This is a genomic window from Streptomyces sp. 351MFTsu5.1 (assembly GCF_000383655.1).
GTDB lineage: Bacteria > Actinomycetota > Actinomycetes > Streptomycetales > Streptomycetaceae > Streptomyces > Streptomyces griseorubiginosus.
The window spans coordinates 1-14602 of sequence record NZ_KB911784.1; the positions used below are offsets into that span (position 1 = coordinate 1).

The following is a 14602-nucleotide window of genomic DNA, read 5'->3' on the forward strand; positions in this document are numbered from 1 at the left end:
CGGCAAGGTGATCATCGTGCTGTCCGAGGGGCGTCTGCTGAACCTGGGCAACGCGACCGGGCACCCGTCGTTCGTGATGTCCAACTCGTTCGCGGACCAGACCCTGGCCCAGATCGAGTTGTTCACCAAGCCGTCCGAGTACCCGACCGACGTCTATGTGCTGCCCAAGCACCTCGACGAGAAGGTGGCCCGCCTCCACCTGGACGCGCTCGGTGTGAAGCTGACCGAGCTGCGCCCGGAGCAGGCGGCCTACATCGGCGTCGAGGTCGACGGCCCGTACAAGCCGGACCACTACCGCTACTGAGCCGGTCAGAGCACCGCGAGGACCTCCTTGGCCACCCGCTCACCGGAGCGGACGGCTCCGTCCATGAAGCCGTTCCAGTGCAGGGAGGTCTCCGTGCCCGCCCAGTGGATGCCGCCCACCGGAGTGCGCAGGGCGGCGCCGTACTGGGTCAGGACACCGGGCGCGGCGATGGAGACCGGGCCGCCGCGGGTGTAGGCCTCGTTGTTCCAGCGTTGCAGGACGAAGGAGGTGGGGGAGGCCGCTTTCGGGCCGAAGTAGGTCACGTAGTCCTTGAGGACGGCCGCCTTGACGTCCGCCTCGCTCGCGCCGTCGAACTTGCGGGCCTCGTCGGCCTCGATGAAGCCCATCAGGGCGCCGTAGGAGGCGTCAGGCGGGGAGTTGTCGAAGGTCGAGCTGATCACGCCGGAGTCGCTGACGACCTGGCCGTTGAGGCCGTCGGCCCGCCAGAACGGGGTGTCGTAGATCGCGATCGCCTTGCCGACCGAGGCCATCGGGAGGCGCTGGGTGAGCTGGTCGCGGGCGGCGGGCAGCAGCGGGTCGTAGGTGATGCGGGCCGCGAGCGGCGGCGGTACGGCGACCACGACCCGCTTGGCGGTGACGGTGACGCCGTCGGCCGTGACGACGTACTTCGAGCCGGACTTGGCGATCGTGCGCACCGGGGCGTTCAGGACCACCCGGTCGCCGAGGGTGGCGGCGAGCTTGATCGGCACCTGCTGGGAGCCGCCGACGAAGCGCGACTCCTGGGCGCCGCCCGCGGTCTCGGTGAGGCGCTCCAGGGTGCCGGGGGTGGTCTCGTTGCCGGCCGCGGCTATGTAGAACAGCACGAACAGCAGGGAGAGTTCGCGGGGTTCGGCGGAGAAGATCGAGGTGCAGGCCACGTCCAGGAGGAACTTGGCCGACGGGATCACGGCGTTGGCGCGCAGCCAGGTCTCGAAGGTCTGCCGGTCCCACTCGTCGGCCTTGGCGGCGGTCCAGGGCGCGTCGAGGGGGATCGTCTTGGCCATGTCGTCGAGGGAGGCCTGGACGATGGCCGCGTTGGCGAGGCCTGCCGCGTCGATCGGCGGGACCGAGCCGAGGAGGCCGTCGGTGGCGTACGGCGTCCTCTTGCCGTCCTTGTAGAGCAGGTTGTTGCCGGTGTTGTAGGTGGCGAAGGTGCCCACCCCCAGCGAGTCGGCGAGGGCCTTGATGCGGTCCTGGGTGGGGCCGATGAACTCGCCGCCGCCCTCGGTGACCCCGCCGTTGGCCAGCTTCAGGTTGAGGACCCGGCCGCCGACGCGGTCCCGGGCCTCCAGGACGGCGACCGTCTTCCCGCCCGCGACCAGGTCACGGGCGGCGGTGAGTCCGGCGAGCCCGCCGCCGACGATCGCGACGTCCACGTCACGGGTCGTCGCGGCGGAGGCGGGAGCGGCGGCGGTGCCGGTGAGCGCTGCGGCGCCGGCCGCGGCGGCGGCACCGCCGAGCAGGGAGCGCCGGGAGAGCGAGGAGAGGGGGGAGAGCGGGGAGAGCTGTCTTTCGCGTGCCACGTGCGTCCTCCGTGGTGGAGAGAGTGTGGAGCTAGAACATGAGAGTTGTTCACATTCTGGCCCCGCGCGACGGCACACGACAACGCTCCTGTCACATCTCTCGCAGATGTAACAGGAGCGCCGGTCAAGCGAGTTGGGGTCCCGCGCGTCAGACGGGCAGCCGCGAGAGGCGGCCCCCGCCGCCCTTCTCCGCGGCCTTCGCCGCCTTCTCGACGGCCTTCGCGATCTTCTCGGCGTCGAGGGCGACTTCCCGGAAGGTGCCGCTGATGGGCGTGACGAACCCGGAGAAGTAGAGGCCGGGGGCGTTCTGCGGGACACGGGCCCCGTTGACGACCGGACCGCCGCGCCCGTCGAGGACGTCCAGGTGCCCGACCAGACCCTCCAGTGAACGGGCGTACCCCGTGGCCGCGATCACCGCGTCCGGGGTGATCCGGATGCCGTCGGCGAGGAGGACCTCGTCGCCCTCGAAGCCCTCGACGGCGGCCACCACCTCGATGCGGCCCTTGCGGATCGCGTCGACGAGGCCGACGTCCTGGACCGGGATGGCGCCCTCCTTGGCCCGGCTGTAGAGGCCGGTGTCCGGGCGGGGCAGGCCGTGCGCGGAGAGGTCGGGGACGCTGAGCTTGGCCAGGGGCCGGGCCAGCCGGTCGACGAGGCCGACCGGCAGCCGTCGTACGAGAACGCCCGTGTACTGGGCCGCCCAGCCGGCCGTGGAACGGCGGACGATGTGCGGGGCGGTGCGCACCGACAGCCGGACCCGCGCGGCGCCGCCCTCGACCAGGTCCACGGCGATCTCGGCACCGGTGTTGCCGACGCCGACGACCAGGACGTCACGGCCCGCGTAGGGCCCGGGGTTGCGGTACTCGCCCGCGTGCCGCAGCTCGCCCTTGTACTCCTCGCGGCCCGGCCAGTCCGGCAGCAGCGGGGTGTGGTTCCAGCCGGTGGCCACGACCACCGCGGCACCGGTCAGTTCGCGGCCGCCGGTGGCGTGCAGCAGCCAGCCGGTGCCGTCGGGGGTGCGCTCGATGCGGGAGACCTCGACTCCGGTGACCGTCTCCAGCTCGTGGTGCTCCGCGTACTTCTCCAGATAGCGCACCACGTCGTCGCGCGAGACCCAGCGGCCGAAGCGGCGGGGCATCGGCAGACCGGGCAGGGCCGACAGGCGGCGGGTGGTGTGCAGGTGGAGGCGGTCGTAGTGGCGCCGCCAGGACGCGCCGACGTGCTCGGACCTCTCCAGGACGACCGCGCGGATCCCCCGGGCGCGCAGCGCGTACGCGACGGAGAGTCCGGCCGGGCCGCCGCCGACCACGTACACGGGGTGGTCGGCGGTGCTGGTGGAGAGAGAGGAGTCGCCCATGAGCGCGAGCGTAATCAGACGGCTCGTTGATAGGTCTCGGTCAAGACGGGAATTGGTTGCGGATCGATCACGCCTGTAGGAGAAGTGCGTGGGTCGCGTGACGTATCCCACACGGAATGCGCGCGGGTGCCGGGCGGACGTCCACAGGACCGGCCGACGGGGTTCCCGGAACCCCTCATCTGACGTACCGTCAGATTTCATGGACACGATCTGGCTCACCGGGGCCGAGTGGCTTGCCGTCCTGCGCATGGGTCTCGGCCTGTGGTGGCTGGAGAGCTGGCGGCACAAGGACAAGAAGACGTGGTTCAAGGGCGGCGGCATCACCTGGGCCGCGGACATCGCCGCCAAACACCGCTGGACCCCGGTCCGCAGCGGCTTCGACGTGGTCGTGGCGCCCCGGCCCAGGACCATGGCCTACGTCGTCGCGTACGCCGAACTCGCCCTCGGTCTCGGCCTGGTCCTCGGCCTGCTGACGCCGGTCGCCCTGGTCGGCGGGCTGCTCCTGAACGTCCTCTACTTCACCCTGATGATCCACGACTGGGCCGAGCAGGGGCAGAACTCGATGATGGCCCTCATCTCGCTGGTGGCCCTGTTCGGGATGTCCTGGCAGACATGGTCGCTCGACGCCGCGCTGGGCTGGTTCCGGTGACCGGGACCCCGGTGACACCGAGGTTCGACCTGCCGGAGGCGGACGCCTTCACGCGCACCTACTGGGACGCGGCGCGGCAGGGGGTGCTGCTGCTCAGGCGCTGCGGGGCGTGCGAGCGGGTCCACCACTACCCGCGCGAGTTCTGCCCGCACTGCTGGAGCGAGGACGTCTCCTGGTTTCCGGCGAGCGGCCGGGCCACCCTGCACACCTGGTCGGTCGTCCACCGCAACGACCTGCCGCCGTTCAAGGACCGCACCCCGTACGCCGCCGCCGTCGTCGACCTCGACGAGGGCCCGCGGATGATGACGGAGATCGTGGACTGCGCCCATGAGGAGCTGCGGCCGGGGCTGGAACTGGAGGCGGTCTTCCCTGAGGGCGTCCCGAAATTCAGGCCGAGGGGAGGGTCGGCAGGGTCTTGAATGGCCCGGTGCCCCCTCTCGACGACCAGCACCCCATCAGCCGCCCCTTCCCCGACCTGCACGGCCACGGCCTGCGGCTGCGGCCGTGGGACCCGGACAGCGACGCCGACGCCGAGAACTGGCTGCGAGGCGTCACCGACCCGGACTTCGTCCGCTGGAACACCCCGCTCATCCTGATCGACGACCTCGCCGGCGCCCGTGAGGCGCTGCGTCGCAAGGCCGGCATGGCGGCGGACGGCACCAGCGCCTCGTACCGGATCACCGACGAGTCGAGCGGTACGACACTGGGCCACGTCGGGGTCAACGACATCAACCACGTCTTCAGTTCGGCCCGCGTCGGATATTGGGTCCTCCCCGAGGCCCGCGGCCGCGGCGTGGCCACCCGGGCCCTCCGTCTGGCCGCCCACTGGGCCCACACCGAACTGGCCCTCCACCGACTGGAGCTGGATCACGGAGTCGGCCACCACGCCTCCTGCCGCGTCGCCGAACGCTGCGGCTTCCGCTACGAGGGCACGCTGCGGGGATCGATGTTCGAGGCGGGCCGCCACGACGCCTTCCGCGACGCCCACCTGCACGCCCGACTGGCGACGGATCCGGAACAGGGGTGAGGGGCGGGCGACGGATCCGGAACAGGGGTGAGGGGCGGGCGGGCCGAGACCGCGCGGGCGACTCTTAACTCGCCCTTTGCCGAAGCCCGTTGTCCCGCCGGACGGCGCTTGCCAGCATGCCGGGATGCGTATCTCCACCGCCTACGAGGGCGCCCTCGGCGACTACTTCGCCGGCAACGCGACCGACGGTCCCTACAACGCCCACACCGACCGCCCCGCCATGCTCGAACTGGCCGGGGACGTCACCGGCCTGCGGGTGCTGGACGCCGGCTGCGGGGCCGGGCACTACATCACGGAACTGCGGGCGCGCGGCGCGGCCGAGGTGGTCGGGGTCGAGGGCAGCGCGCGACTGCTGGACCACGCCCGGGACCGCGTCGGCGACGACCCCGCGGTCACGCTGCACCACCACGACCTGGAGCAACCCCTCGGCTTTTTGCCGGACGACTCCTTCGACCTCGGCGTGGTGGCCCTGGTCCACCATCACCTGGAGGCCCGCCGGGAGTTGCTGGCGGAACTGCACCGCGTGCTGCGCCCCGGCGGAACGCTGCTGCTCTCCACCGTCCACCCGACCGCCGACTGGCTCTGGCACGGCGGCTCCTACTTCGACGAGGACCGTGTCGAGACCCGCTTCGGGGACAGCGGAGCCACCAACTCCTACCGCCGTATGACGATGCAGACCTTCCTCGGTGAACTCCTCGACGCCGGGTTCGCCCTGGAGCGGCTCGTGGAGCCCCGCGCCACGGAGGCGGCCCGCCGCGTGGACGAGGCCCGCTATCTGAAAACCCACCGGACGCCGTTCTTCGTGGCGGTCCGGATGCGCAAGGACGAGGTGACCCGCCGCGAACCGGCCGGCTGAGCGGCCCCCGGGGGGAAATTCACGGGCACGCTCCGGCGCCGCGGAGGACGATGAGGCATGCTCTCCGAGACCCCGCCGCCCCCCACCCCGGCCGGCTCCTGGCACGTCACCGAGGACCTGGACGCCTTCCGCTCCCGCGCCGGCCGCTTCCTGCGCTCCCGCCCCGACCTGCACACCCAGGTGCTCACCGTGGTCGAGACGCTCCGCAACGGCGGAGCGCGGACGTACGGCGACCACGCACCCTGGTTCGGGGTGCTGGAGGAGGCCGGGCAGGTGCGGGCGGCCTGCTTCCGGACGCCGCCGCACCGGCTGGTGACCACCCCGCTCACCACCGCACAGGCCGACGCCCTCGCCGCTCGCCTGCTCGCGCACTGACCCCGCCGGATCCGGCACCGCCGGGGCGGGCCCGGATCGCTGGGCAGGCGGACCGGGAGCTGCTCGCGCTCTGGTTCGGTGAGTTCCAGGAGGCCATCGGGGAGTCCGGCCGGCAGGACGCCACCGCCTGGACCGATGCCCGGCTCGCCCACGGCGGCCTCACCCTCTGGGAGACCCCCGACGGCATCCCCGTCGCCTTGGCCGGGATCAGCCCCCTGCTCGCCGGCATGATCCGCGTCGCACCCGTCTACACCCCGGCCTCCCTGCGCCGCCGCGGCTACGCCGGTGCCGTCACCGCCGCGGTCACCCGCACGGCCCTCGACCGCGGCGCCGACCAGGTCCTCCTCTTCACCGACCTCGCCAACCCGACCACCAACGCCCTCTACCGGCGCCTCGGCTACCGCCCGCTGGCGGACTTCACGGCGTACGACTTCTCGTAGCCCCGGGTCACGGCCACAGCAGCTCCCGCTCCCAGCCCCCGTCGGTGCGCCGGTAGGCGAGCCGCACATGGCGTCTGCGCTCGTCGCCCTGGAAGAACTCCACCTCCTCGGGGGCGAGCCGGTACAGCGTCCACGACGGGACGGGGGCCGCGGGCTCCCGTCGCGCCCGTTCCCAGGACTCCTCGGAAGCCCGCGCCAACTCCTCCAGGGAGCCGAGCACTTCGCTCTGCCGACCGGTGAGGGCCGCCGCCAGCGCCCCGGTCGAGCGGGCGTGCAGATCCGCCTGGCCTTCCCCGGAGGGGGCCGCGGTGACCGGCCCCCGCACCCGCACCTGCCGGCCCAGCACCGGCCAGTAGAAGCCGAGCGCGGCGTACGGCCGAGCCGCCAGGTGACCGCCCTTGCGGCTGTGGGCGTGGCTCGCGAAGGCGAAGCCGTCCGCGTCGGCGCCGTGCAGCATCACCGTGCGCACGTCCGGACGGCCTTCCGGGTCCGCCGTGGCCAGGGACATGGTGTGCGGCTCGGTCTGCCCGGCCGCCACCGCCTCAGCGAACCAGGCGGTGAACAGCTCCAGCGGGGCCGCGGGCGCGCCGGCCGGGTCGAAGGCGGGCAGCGTGGTGACCTCCGGGTCCCACACCCGCAGCGACCTGAGCAGCTCGTGAAGATCGGTTGCCATGCCCCGACGGTACCGAGGCCGGAGCCCCCGCAGCCCGCCCTGGGGGCCTAGCGCCCCAGCACCACCGTCCCCGACGAGCAGAACCACCCGCCCGTCCCCGACGCCACCGCCAGCCCCGGCGCGGACCCGTCCCGGCGTCTGACCTGCCGGGCGCCCGCCTCCCCGCGCAGCTGCCGTACCGCCTCCACGAGCAGGAACAGCCCGCGCATGCCCGGGTGCTGGGCGGACAGGCCGCCGCCGTCGGTGTTCACCGGCAGGTCGCCGCCCTCGACCAGCAGCCGCCCCTTCTCCACGAAGGAGCCGCCCTCGCCCTTCGTGCAGAAGCCGAGGTCTTCCAGGGTGACCAGCGTCATGTAGGTGAACGCGTCGTAGATCTCGGCGAGTTCGACCTCCTCCGGCCGCACCCCGGCCCGCTCGAAGGCCAGCCGTCCGCTCACCGCGGCCGGGGACACCGTGAAGTCGGGCCACTCGGACATGCTGACGTGCGAGACGTACTCCCCGGTGCCGAGCACCCAGACGGGGGCGGTACGGCAGTCCCGTACGTACTCCTCGGCCACCAGCAGCACCGCGGCGCCGCCGTCGGAGCGGATGCAGCAGTGCAGCTTGGTGAAGGGGTCCGCGATCATCGGGCCGGACAGGACGTCGTCCACGGTGATCGGGTCCCGGAACATCGCCTCCGGGTTCAGGGCCGCGTTGGCCCGTGCCTGTACGGCGACGGAGGCCAACTGCTCGATCGTCGTGCCGTGTTCGATCATGTGACGGCGGGTCGCCATCGCGTACTTGGCGATCAGGGTGTGGCCGTAGGGCACCTCGAACTGGAGCGGGCCGCGGGCGCCGAAGGAGAGCGTGCCGGTGCGGCGGCCCGCCTTGATGTCGGCGCGGGCCGTCGAGCCGTAGACGAGGAGGACCGCGTTCGCGTGGCCGGCGGCGATCGCGTCGGCCGCGTGGGCCGCCATGACCTCCCAGGTGGCGCCGCCGACAGAGGTCGAGTCGACCCAGGTGGGGCGCAGGCCCAGGTACTCGGCTATCTCGACGGGAGCGAGGGTGCCGGTGCCGGCGGAGGCCAGGCCGTCGACGAGGGACCGGTCCAGGCCCGCGTCGGCCAGTGCGCGGCGGGCGGCCTGGGCGTGCAGCGCGTAGGGGGTCGTGTCGTCCACGCGGCCGCAGTCCGCGAGGGCCACGCCGGTGATCGCGACTTTCCGGCTCCCGGGGGGCATGAGGGGCCTCCTGCCTCTGGGCAACTGGTGCGGGCGCTCCTAATATGACGGACCGTCAGATCCGGAGGGAAGAGGAAGAGCCATGGACGCTCGCTTCACCGCCGAACAGGACGAGATCCGGGGCGCGTTGCGGGACCTGCTGCGCAGGCGCTGCGGCCCGCGGGAGCTGCGCGCGGCGGTCGACACCCCGGCCGGCCACGACCCCGGCCTTTGGACGGCCCTCGCCGGACAGCTGGGGCTGCCGGCACTGGCCCTGCCCGAGGAGTACGGCGGTGTGGGGTGCTCGGCGACCGAACTGGCGCTGGCCTGCGAGGAGACGGGCCGGGTGCTGGCGCCCTCGCCCCTGCTGGCGACGGCTGTCCTCGCCGCCCCGCTGCTGCTGGCGCTCGGCACGCAGGACCAGCGGGCGGACCTCCTCCCCCGCATCGCCTCCGGCACCCTGACCGCCACCCTCGCCGCCCCACCGGCCACAGCCCTCGCCCTCACCTGCGGCAACGAGGGGGAGTGGGCAGGCGGCGGCCGCGCGGGCGGAGTACAGGCACGGCTCGTACGGGGTGAGGGTTCCGACACGGGTGCCGCACAGCGCCCGCAGAAAGCCGCCGCCGTGCCGTACCGGCCGGGACGTGGGCCGGGTGCCGCCGCTTCCGGTGGTCCGGACGGCGTGGGGGCCGTTTCCGGTGGCTCGGGAGCCGTTCACGGCCGACCAGGGGCCGTGCCAGATGCCGCGGGAACCGCTTCCCTTGGGCCGCGGGCCGTTCCCGGCGGCGCGGGAGCCGCCCCCGGTGGCTCGGGCGCCGCCCCCCCTGCCCGGGACCCCGCCCCCGCCGGCTCACGATCCGCCCCTGCGGTCCCAACCTCCGCTGCCCCCCGAGCCGCCGCCCCGCGGTCCGGCTGGCGGCTCTACGGGCAGGTCGATCAAGTGCTCGACGGGCACACCGCCGGTCTCCTGGTCGTCGCCGCGCATGCCGGGGGGTTCGCCCGGTCCCGCACGCTGCTCTTCCTGGTTCCCGGGGACGCCCCCGGGCTCGTCCGCACCCGGCAGACCGCCCTCGATGCCACCCGGCCCCGGGCCTGCATCCAACTACGCGACGTGGAAGCCGAGTTGCTGGGCGGGGACGACGAGGCCGACGTGCTCGGCGCGCTGGCCCGCCTCGGTGACACCGTCGCCGCCGTGCTCGCCTGCGAAGCCGTCGGGGCCGCCGACCGGGCGCTGGAGCGGACCGTCGAGTACGTGGGGCAGCGGGAGCAGTTCGGGCGGGTGATCGGGTCCTTCCAGGCCGTGAAGCACCGGCTCGCCGATGTGTACGTGCAGCTCCAGGCGGCCCGCTCGGCCGCCTACTACGCCGCCTGGGCCGTAGGACAGGGCGAGCAGCGGGTCGGCGGACTCGCCCTCGCCCAGGCCCTGGAGGCGCTGCGCACCGCGGCCGCCGAGGGCATCCAGTTGCACGGCGGCATCGGGTTCACCTGGGAGCACGAAGCCCATCTGTACTTCAAGCGGGCGACCGGAGACGATCTGCTCTTCGGGCCCGCGCACCGGCTGCGGGCGCACGCCGCCGACGCGGCACGGCTCTTCGAGCGGACGGAGGTCTCGGTGTGATCGGGGAACGGATCGTCCAGAAGGTGTCGTCCACGCGCGGCTTCGCCAAGGTGGCGCCCCATGTGATTCCCGCGCTGGACCGGGCCGTGCACCGGCTCACCCGGGGAAAGGTCCTGCTCAGCGCCCAGATGCTGCCGGGGGTGATCCTCACCTCGACGGGCGCGAGAAGCGGGCTGGCCCGCCGGACCCCGCTCGCCTGCATGCCCGAGGAGGAGGGCCGCTCCTGGATCCTCGTCGGCTCCAACTTCGGCCGCGACGGGCACCCCGCCTGGACCGCCAACCTCCTCGCCCACCCCGACGCCGAGGTCAGCTGGAAGGGCGCGGACATCCCGGTGCGGGCGACGCTGCTGACGGGGGAGGAGCGGGCGGCCGTGTGGAAGACCGCGCTGGCGTTCTGGCCGCCGTACGCCACCTACCAGGCGCGGGTCGAGCGGGAGATACGGCTCTTCCGGATCGTACGCACGACAGGCGGCCGTCCACCCGAGTGAACAGCCGCCTGTCTGACAGGACTTGAAACCGGGAAGCCGGGAAAGAGGGGGTACGCGCTACTTCGTCGGCTTCTTCCCGGTGACGCCCAGGTGCACCAACAGCGCCAGGTTCGGCTTGAGTTCAGCCTGCTTGACGCCCCACGTCTGGAAGCCCTTCTGGTGCGAGGCCACCGCCGCGAGCATCGCGACCAGGGAACCCGCCACCGCGGCCGGGTTGACGTCCTTGTCGACCTTGCCCTTGGACTGGAGCTCGGCGACCGCGTCCGAGAGGGAGTTGTTCACCGAGTTCAGGATCTTCATGCGGATCTTGTAGAACCGCTTGTCGCCCTCGGCGGCACCGAGGTCGACCACGCGCAGGATCGCGTCGTTCCTGCGCCAGAACTCGAGGAAGCCCTCCACGAGTTCCTGCGCGGTCTGCCATCCCGCCTTGCCGACCCATGACCGGCCTTCGAGCAGCTCGGTCAACTGGCCGCCCTCGGTCGCCATTTGCTCGGCGATCTCCAGGACGGCGCCTTCGACGTCCGGGAAGTACTGGTAGAAGGTCGCGGGCGAAGTGCCCGCCTTCCGGGCGACATCGATGACTTTGACGTCCCGGTAAGGGGAGGAGCTGAGCATCTCGCTGAGGCAGTCGAGCAGCTTCTGCCGGGTCGCCTGCCCACGCCGGCCGGCCACACGGCCGTCGACGGTACGCACTTGTCCTGTCATGCCGTCAGCTTACCGAGGGGTGATCGGAGCGCGATTCGGCCGACTGCAAATGGGGTGCGGGGGGTCCGGGAGGCGGGTGTGCCTGGTCCTGCGGGGTGCGTGCGTCGCCGTTACTTTGACGGTATGGCCGAAAACAGGGCATCCGCAGACGGAACGGGTTACGGCGAGGGCGTCCCCTGCTGGGTGGAGGTGCAGCTGCCCGACGTGGCCGCCGGGCAGCGGTTCTACGGTGAGCTCTTCGGGTGGACCTTCGAGGAGGCGCCCGGCGGCTCGGTGTGGGCCCTGCACGACGGCGAACCGGTCGCCGGGCTCGTCCGCAAGACCGACGGGCGGATGCCCACCGTGTGGACGGTCTACTTCGCCACCCCGGACATCGAGGGCCTCGCCGACCGGATCTGGGCGGCCGGCGGACAGGTCGTCACCGCTCCCGTGCCGGTCGCGGAGCTGGGCATGTCCGCGCTGGTCACCGATCCGGAGGGGGCCGTGTTCGCGCTGTGGGAGCCCGGCAGTCACCAGGGTTTCGGGGTCCGGCACAAGCCCGGCACCTTCGCCTGGGCGGAGCTGTACGCCCGGGACACCGAGGCCGCCAACACCTTCTACGGCGGCCTCTTCCACGACGCCCTCTTCGGCCCGGGCGCCCACCCCGACTTCGGCCGGGCCCCCGTCGCCGACGTGTTCCCCGCCGAGATGCCGCCCCATTTCCTCGTCCACTTCCAGGTGGCGGACTGCGAGGCGGTGCTCGGGACGGTCGGCCGGCTCGGGGGGCGGGTCCAGGCGCCGCCATTCGAGACGTCGTACGGGAAAGTGGCGGTCGTCACCGACAATCAAGGGGCGTCGTTCGCGGTTCTGGAGCGGACGGAGCGGTAGAAGATACCGGTTTGATGTGAGACACCCCATTTGACCCCGGGTTCGCCACCAGGCCTCCGGCCAGGAAGAATCAGGGTTGCGTGCCGCCATGGCGGTGCGGTGGTGAGACGCTGCACGGGGTCGCGTACATATGTGGGTGGCGCGGCTTGTACGGGGAGGTGGCAGGCAGAGTGGTGGATCAGCTGACGCAGCACGATCCGCGCAGGATCGGGCCGTTCGAGGTGCTGGGGCGGCTGGGTGCCGGCGGCATGGGGCTGGTCTATCTCGCGCGCTCGGCTTCGGGCCGGCGGGTGGCGATCAAGACCGTCCGTACGGAGCTCGCCGAGGACCAGCTCTTCCGGGTCCGCTTCACCCGCGAGGTGGAGGCGGCCCGGGCGGTCTCGGGCTTCTACACGGCGGCCGTGGTCGACGCCGACCCGCGCGCGGCCGTGCCGTGGCTGGCCACCGCGTACGTCCCCGCGCCCTCCCTCGAGGAGATAGTGAACGAGTGCGGGCCGCTCCCGGCCCAGGCGGTGCGCTGGTTCGCGGCGGGCGTCGCCGAGGCCCTCCAGTCCATCCACGGCGCCGGACTGGTCCACCGCGACCTCAAGCCCTCCAACGTCCTCGTCGTGGAGGACGGCCCCCGGGTCATCGACTTCGGCATCGCGTCCGGCGTCTCGAACACCCGTTTGACGATGACGAACGTCGCCGTCGGTACCCCCGCCTACATGTCCCCCGAGCAGGCCAAGGACTCCCGCAGCGTCACCGGCGCCAGCGACGTCTTCTCGCTCGGCTCCATGCTGGTCTTCGCCGCCACCGGCCACCCGCCCTTCCACGGCGCCAACCCGGTCGAGACGGTCTTCATGCTGCTCCGCGAGGGCCCCGACCTCGAAGGCCTCCCGGACGAGCTGCGCCCGCTCATCGAGTCCTGCATGCAGATGGAGGCCACCGCCCGCCCCAACCCGGCCGATCTCCAGGCCCAGCTGGCACCCCACCTCTTCGGCTCCGGCTCCGACGACAGCGGTACGGCGTCGGCGTGGCTGCCCGAGAAGGCCGTGGCCCTCATCGAGTCCCGGCGCGGCGGCCGCCCGGCGCCCACCCAGACCGGCGGTGCCCGCAGCGGAGGCGGCCGCCCCGCGGTCGTACCGCCGCCGCCCTCCTACGACCCGGTGCCGCCCGCGCCCGTGCCCGTCGGCGCCCCTGACACCGGGCCCGTGCGGCTGGCCGGCGCACAGGTGCCCATCGGGCCGGGCCCGCGGGTCGCGGACGCCCGTGCCGCCGCCGTGAAGGCGCCCCCGCCGGAGTTCGGCCTGGTCGCCTCCTGGTCCCGGCCGCGCCCCGGCGTCAACGGCACGGACGCGGCCGTGGGCCCCGCCGTACCGTCCCCGCCGCCCGCGCCGCCGGAGTCCGCGGCCGGCTGGCGCCCCTGGCGTTTCCGCATGTCGAACGACGTGTGGGGCACCCCGGCCGTGGCCGGCGACCTCGTCTACGTCACCTCCTTCGAGGTGCACGCCCTCGACGTCGCCACCGGCCGCCGCCGCTTCAAGACCCGGGACGTGGCCTGGTCCATGGCGGTCGCGGACGGCCGTATCCACGCCTCCGACGGCCCCACCCTGTTCGCCCTCGACGCCCGTGAGGGCGCCGACCAGTGGCGGATCGGCACCGACGCCTGGGTGTACTCGCTCAAGGCCGAGCGCGGCACCGTCGTCACCGGCACCCGCGGCGGCGGCGTCCAGGGCTGGGACGCCTCCAACGGGCGCAAGCTCTGGGAGATCGGCGGCTGCCAGACCGACTTCGAGTCCCCGGAGGCGGGCCCCGCCCTCCACGAGGGCACGGTCTACGTCTGGCAGGAGGGCCGCCTGCGCGCCCTGGACGCCCGCGACGGCAAGGAGCGCTGGGCGTTCCCCATCGGGGACGCGGCCTCCTGCGGCGGGGTGCCCGTCCGGGTGACGCAGGCCCACGACGGATACGTGTACGTCTCGGCCGGGACCCGGGTCATGGCCCTGGAGGTGGCCACCGGCCGGGTCCGCTGGCACTTCGAGGCCCCGGCGGCCTTCCTGTGCCCGCCCACCTTCGTGCCGGGCGCCGCGGTCACCGGCGGCGGGGTCTACCTCGCCGACTACCTCGGCACGGTCTACGCCCTCGACGCGGTCGACGGCCGGGACCGCTGGCGCATCGCGACCGAGGCCCGCGCCTCGGTCGAGCCGGTGCTGGTCGCGGGCGGCCATGTGCACGTGGGCAGCGGCAAGGGCCTGTACACCCTCGACGCGGTCACCGGTACGCCCAAGTGGCGGTTCCAGGCGGGCGGCGACATCGTGGGGGCGCCCGCGGTGGCCGAGGGCCGGATCCACTTCGGCTCGACCGACCACCTGCTCTACACCCTGAAGGCCGACGACGGCCGACTGCGCTGGAAGCTGGCGACCGGCGGCGAGATCACCGGCTCACCGGTCGTCAAGGACGGCGTGGTGTACGCGTGCAGCAAGGACCGCTGCGTGTACGCGCTGGACGCGGAGAAGGGGACGGGGACGGCCCGGGCGACCTGAGC

Annotated in this window: 14 protein-coding genes and 1 pseudogene; 10 read left to right on the forward strand and 5 right to left on the reverse strand. The window is 73.0% G+C overall.

Going from position 1 to position 14602, the window contains the following annotated elements:
* Positions 1-304 (forward strand): adenosylhomocysteinase (locus H295_RS43480; protein WP_020137677.1); only part of this gene is annotated, 304 nt, incomplete at its 5' end.
* Between the two features lie 5 nt (positions 305-309).
* On the opposite strand, the gene H295_RS0122835 is transcribed toward H295_RS43480, so the two are convergent.
* Entirely contained in the window at positions 310-1827 is a 1518-nt protein-coding gene (locus tag H295_RS0122835) for a flavin monoamine oxidase family protein (protein WP_020137678.1), read from the reverse strand.
* A 148-nt stretch (positions 1828-1975) separates the two neighbouring features.
* Complete coding sequence (locus H295_RS0122840; RefSeq protein WP_020137679.1) at positions 1976-3184, reverse strand: flavin-containing monooxygenase; 1209 nt, start codon at positions 3182-3184, stop codon at positions 1976-1978.
* Between the two features lie 199 nt (positions 3185-3383).
* Between H295_RS0122840 and H295_RS0122845 the strand changes: the two genes are divergently transcribed.
* The 5 genes and pseudogenes from H295_RS0122845 to H295_RS43485 all read left to right on the forward strand — a co-directional run bounded on the left by H295_RS0122845 (position 3384) and on the right by H295_RS43485 (position 6531).
* Positions 3384-3833 carry a DoxX family membrane protein gene (locus H295_RS0122845; RefSeq protein ID WP_020137680.1) on the forward strand — a complete coding sequence of 150 codons (450 nt, stop codon included), beginning with the start codon at positions 3384-3386 and terminating at the stop codon, positions 3831-3833.
* Positions 3797-4252: a Zn-ribbon domain-containing OB-fold protein gene (locus tag H295_RS0122850; protein WP_051135597.1), complete on the forward strand. Its 456-nt coding sequence runs from the start codon at positions 3797-3799 to the stop codon at positions 4250-4252. Before H295_RS0122845 ends, H295_RS0122850 begins: the two co-directional genes overlap by 37 nt.
* 8 nt (positions 4253-4260) lie before the next feature.
* Positions 4261-4860 carry a GNAT family N-acetyltransferase gene (locus tag H295_RS0122855; RefSeq protein WP_020137682.1) on the forward strand — a complete coding sequence of 200 codons (600 nt, stop codon included), beginning with the start codon at positions 4261-4263 and terminating at the stop codon, positions 4858-4860.
* 124 nt (positions 4861-4984) lie between these two features.
* Entirely contained in the window at positions 4985-5716 is a 732-nt protein-coding gene (locus H295_RS0122860) for a class I SAM-dependent methyltransferase (protein ID WP_020137683.1), read from the forward strand.
* A gap of 57 nt (positions 5717-5773) precedes the next feature.
* Positions 5774-6531 (forward strand): annotated as a pseudogene (locus tag H295_RS43485) (GNAT family N-acetyltransferase).
* A 7-nt stretch (positions 6532-6538) separates the two neighbouring features.
* Here H295_RS43485 and H295_RS0122875 read toward each other — a convergent pair.
* Both H295_RS0122875 and H295_RS0122880 read right to left on the reverse strand, forming a co-directional pair.
* Positions 6539-7204 (reverse strand): pyridoxine/pyridoxamine 5'-phosphate oxidase, encoded by a 666-nt coding sequence (locus H295_RS0122875; RefSeq protein WP_020137684.1) that lies wholly within the window; start codon positions 7202-7204, stop codon positions 6539-6541.
* A gap of 47 nt (positions 7205-7251) precedes the next feature.
* Positions 7252-8421 carry a thiolase C-terminal domain-containing protein gene (locus H295_RS0122880; protein WP_020137685.1) on the reverse strand — a complete coding sequence of 390 codons (1170 nt, stop codon included), beginning with the start codon at positions 8419-8421 and terminating at the stop codon, positions 7252-7254.
* An 82-nt stretch (positions 8422-8503) separates the two neighbouring features.
* Between H295_RS0122880 and H295_RS0122885 the strand changes: the two genes are divergently transcribed.
* Positions 8504-10018 carry an acyl-CoA dehydrogenase family protein gene (locus tag H295_RS0122885; protein WP_020137686.1) on the forward strand — a complete coding sequence of 505 codons (1515 nt, stop codon included), beginning with the start codon at positions 8504-8506 and terminating at the stop codon, positions 10016-10018.
* Positions 10015-10506, forward strand: coding sequence for a nitroreductase/quinone reductase family protein (locus H295_RS0122890; RefSeq protein WP_020137687.1), 492 nt, complete (start codon positions 10015-10017; stop codon positions 10504-10506). The genes H295_RS0122885 and H295_RS0122890 overlap by 4 nt, the downstream gene beginning before the upstream one ends.
* Before the next feature lie 57 nt (positions 10507-10563).
* On the opposite strand, the gene H295_RS0122895 is transcribed toward H295_RS0122890, so the two are convergent.
* Positions 10564-11199 (reverse strand): TetR family transcriptional regulator, encoded by a 636-nt coding sequence (locus H295_RS0122895; protein WP_020137688.1) that lies wholly within the window; start codon positions 11197-11199, stop codon positions 10564-10566.
* A 135-nt stretch (positions 11200-11334) separates the two neighbouring features.
* Between H295_RS0122895 and H295_RS0122900 the strand changes: the two genes are divergently transcribed.
* Both H295_RS0122900 and H295_RS0122905 read left to right on the forward strand, forming a co-directional pair.
* Entirely contained in the window at positions 11335-12078 is a 744-nt protein-coding gene (locus H295_RS0122900; protein ID WP_078616728.1) for a VOC family protein, read from the forward strand.
* Between the two features lie 170 nt (positions 12079-12248).
* Positions 12249-14600, forward strand: coding sequence for a PQQ-binding-like beta-propeller repeat protein (locus H295_RS0122905; protein WP_020137690.1), 2352 nt, complete (start codon positions 12249-12251; stop codon positions 14598-14600).
* Positions 14601-14602: the final 2 nt, after the last annotated feature.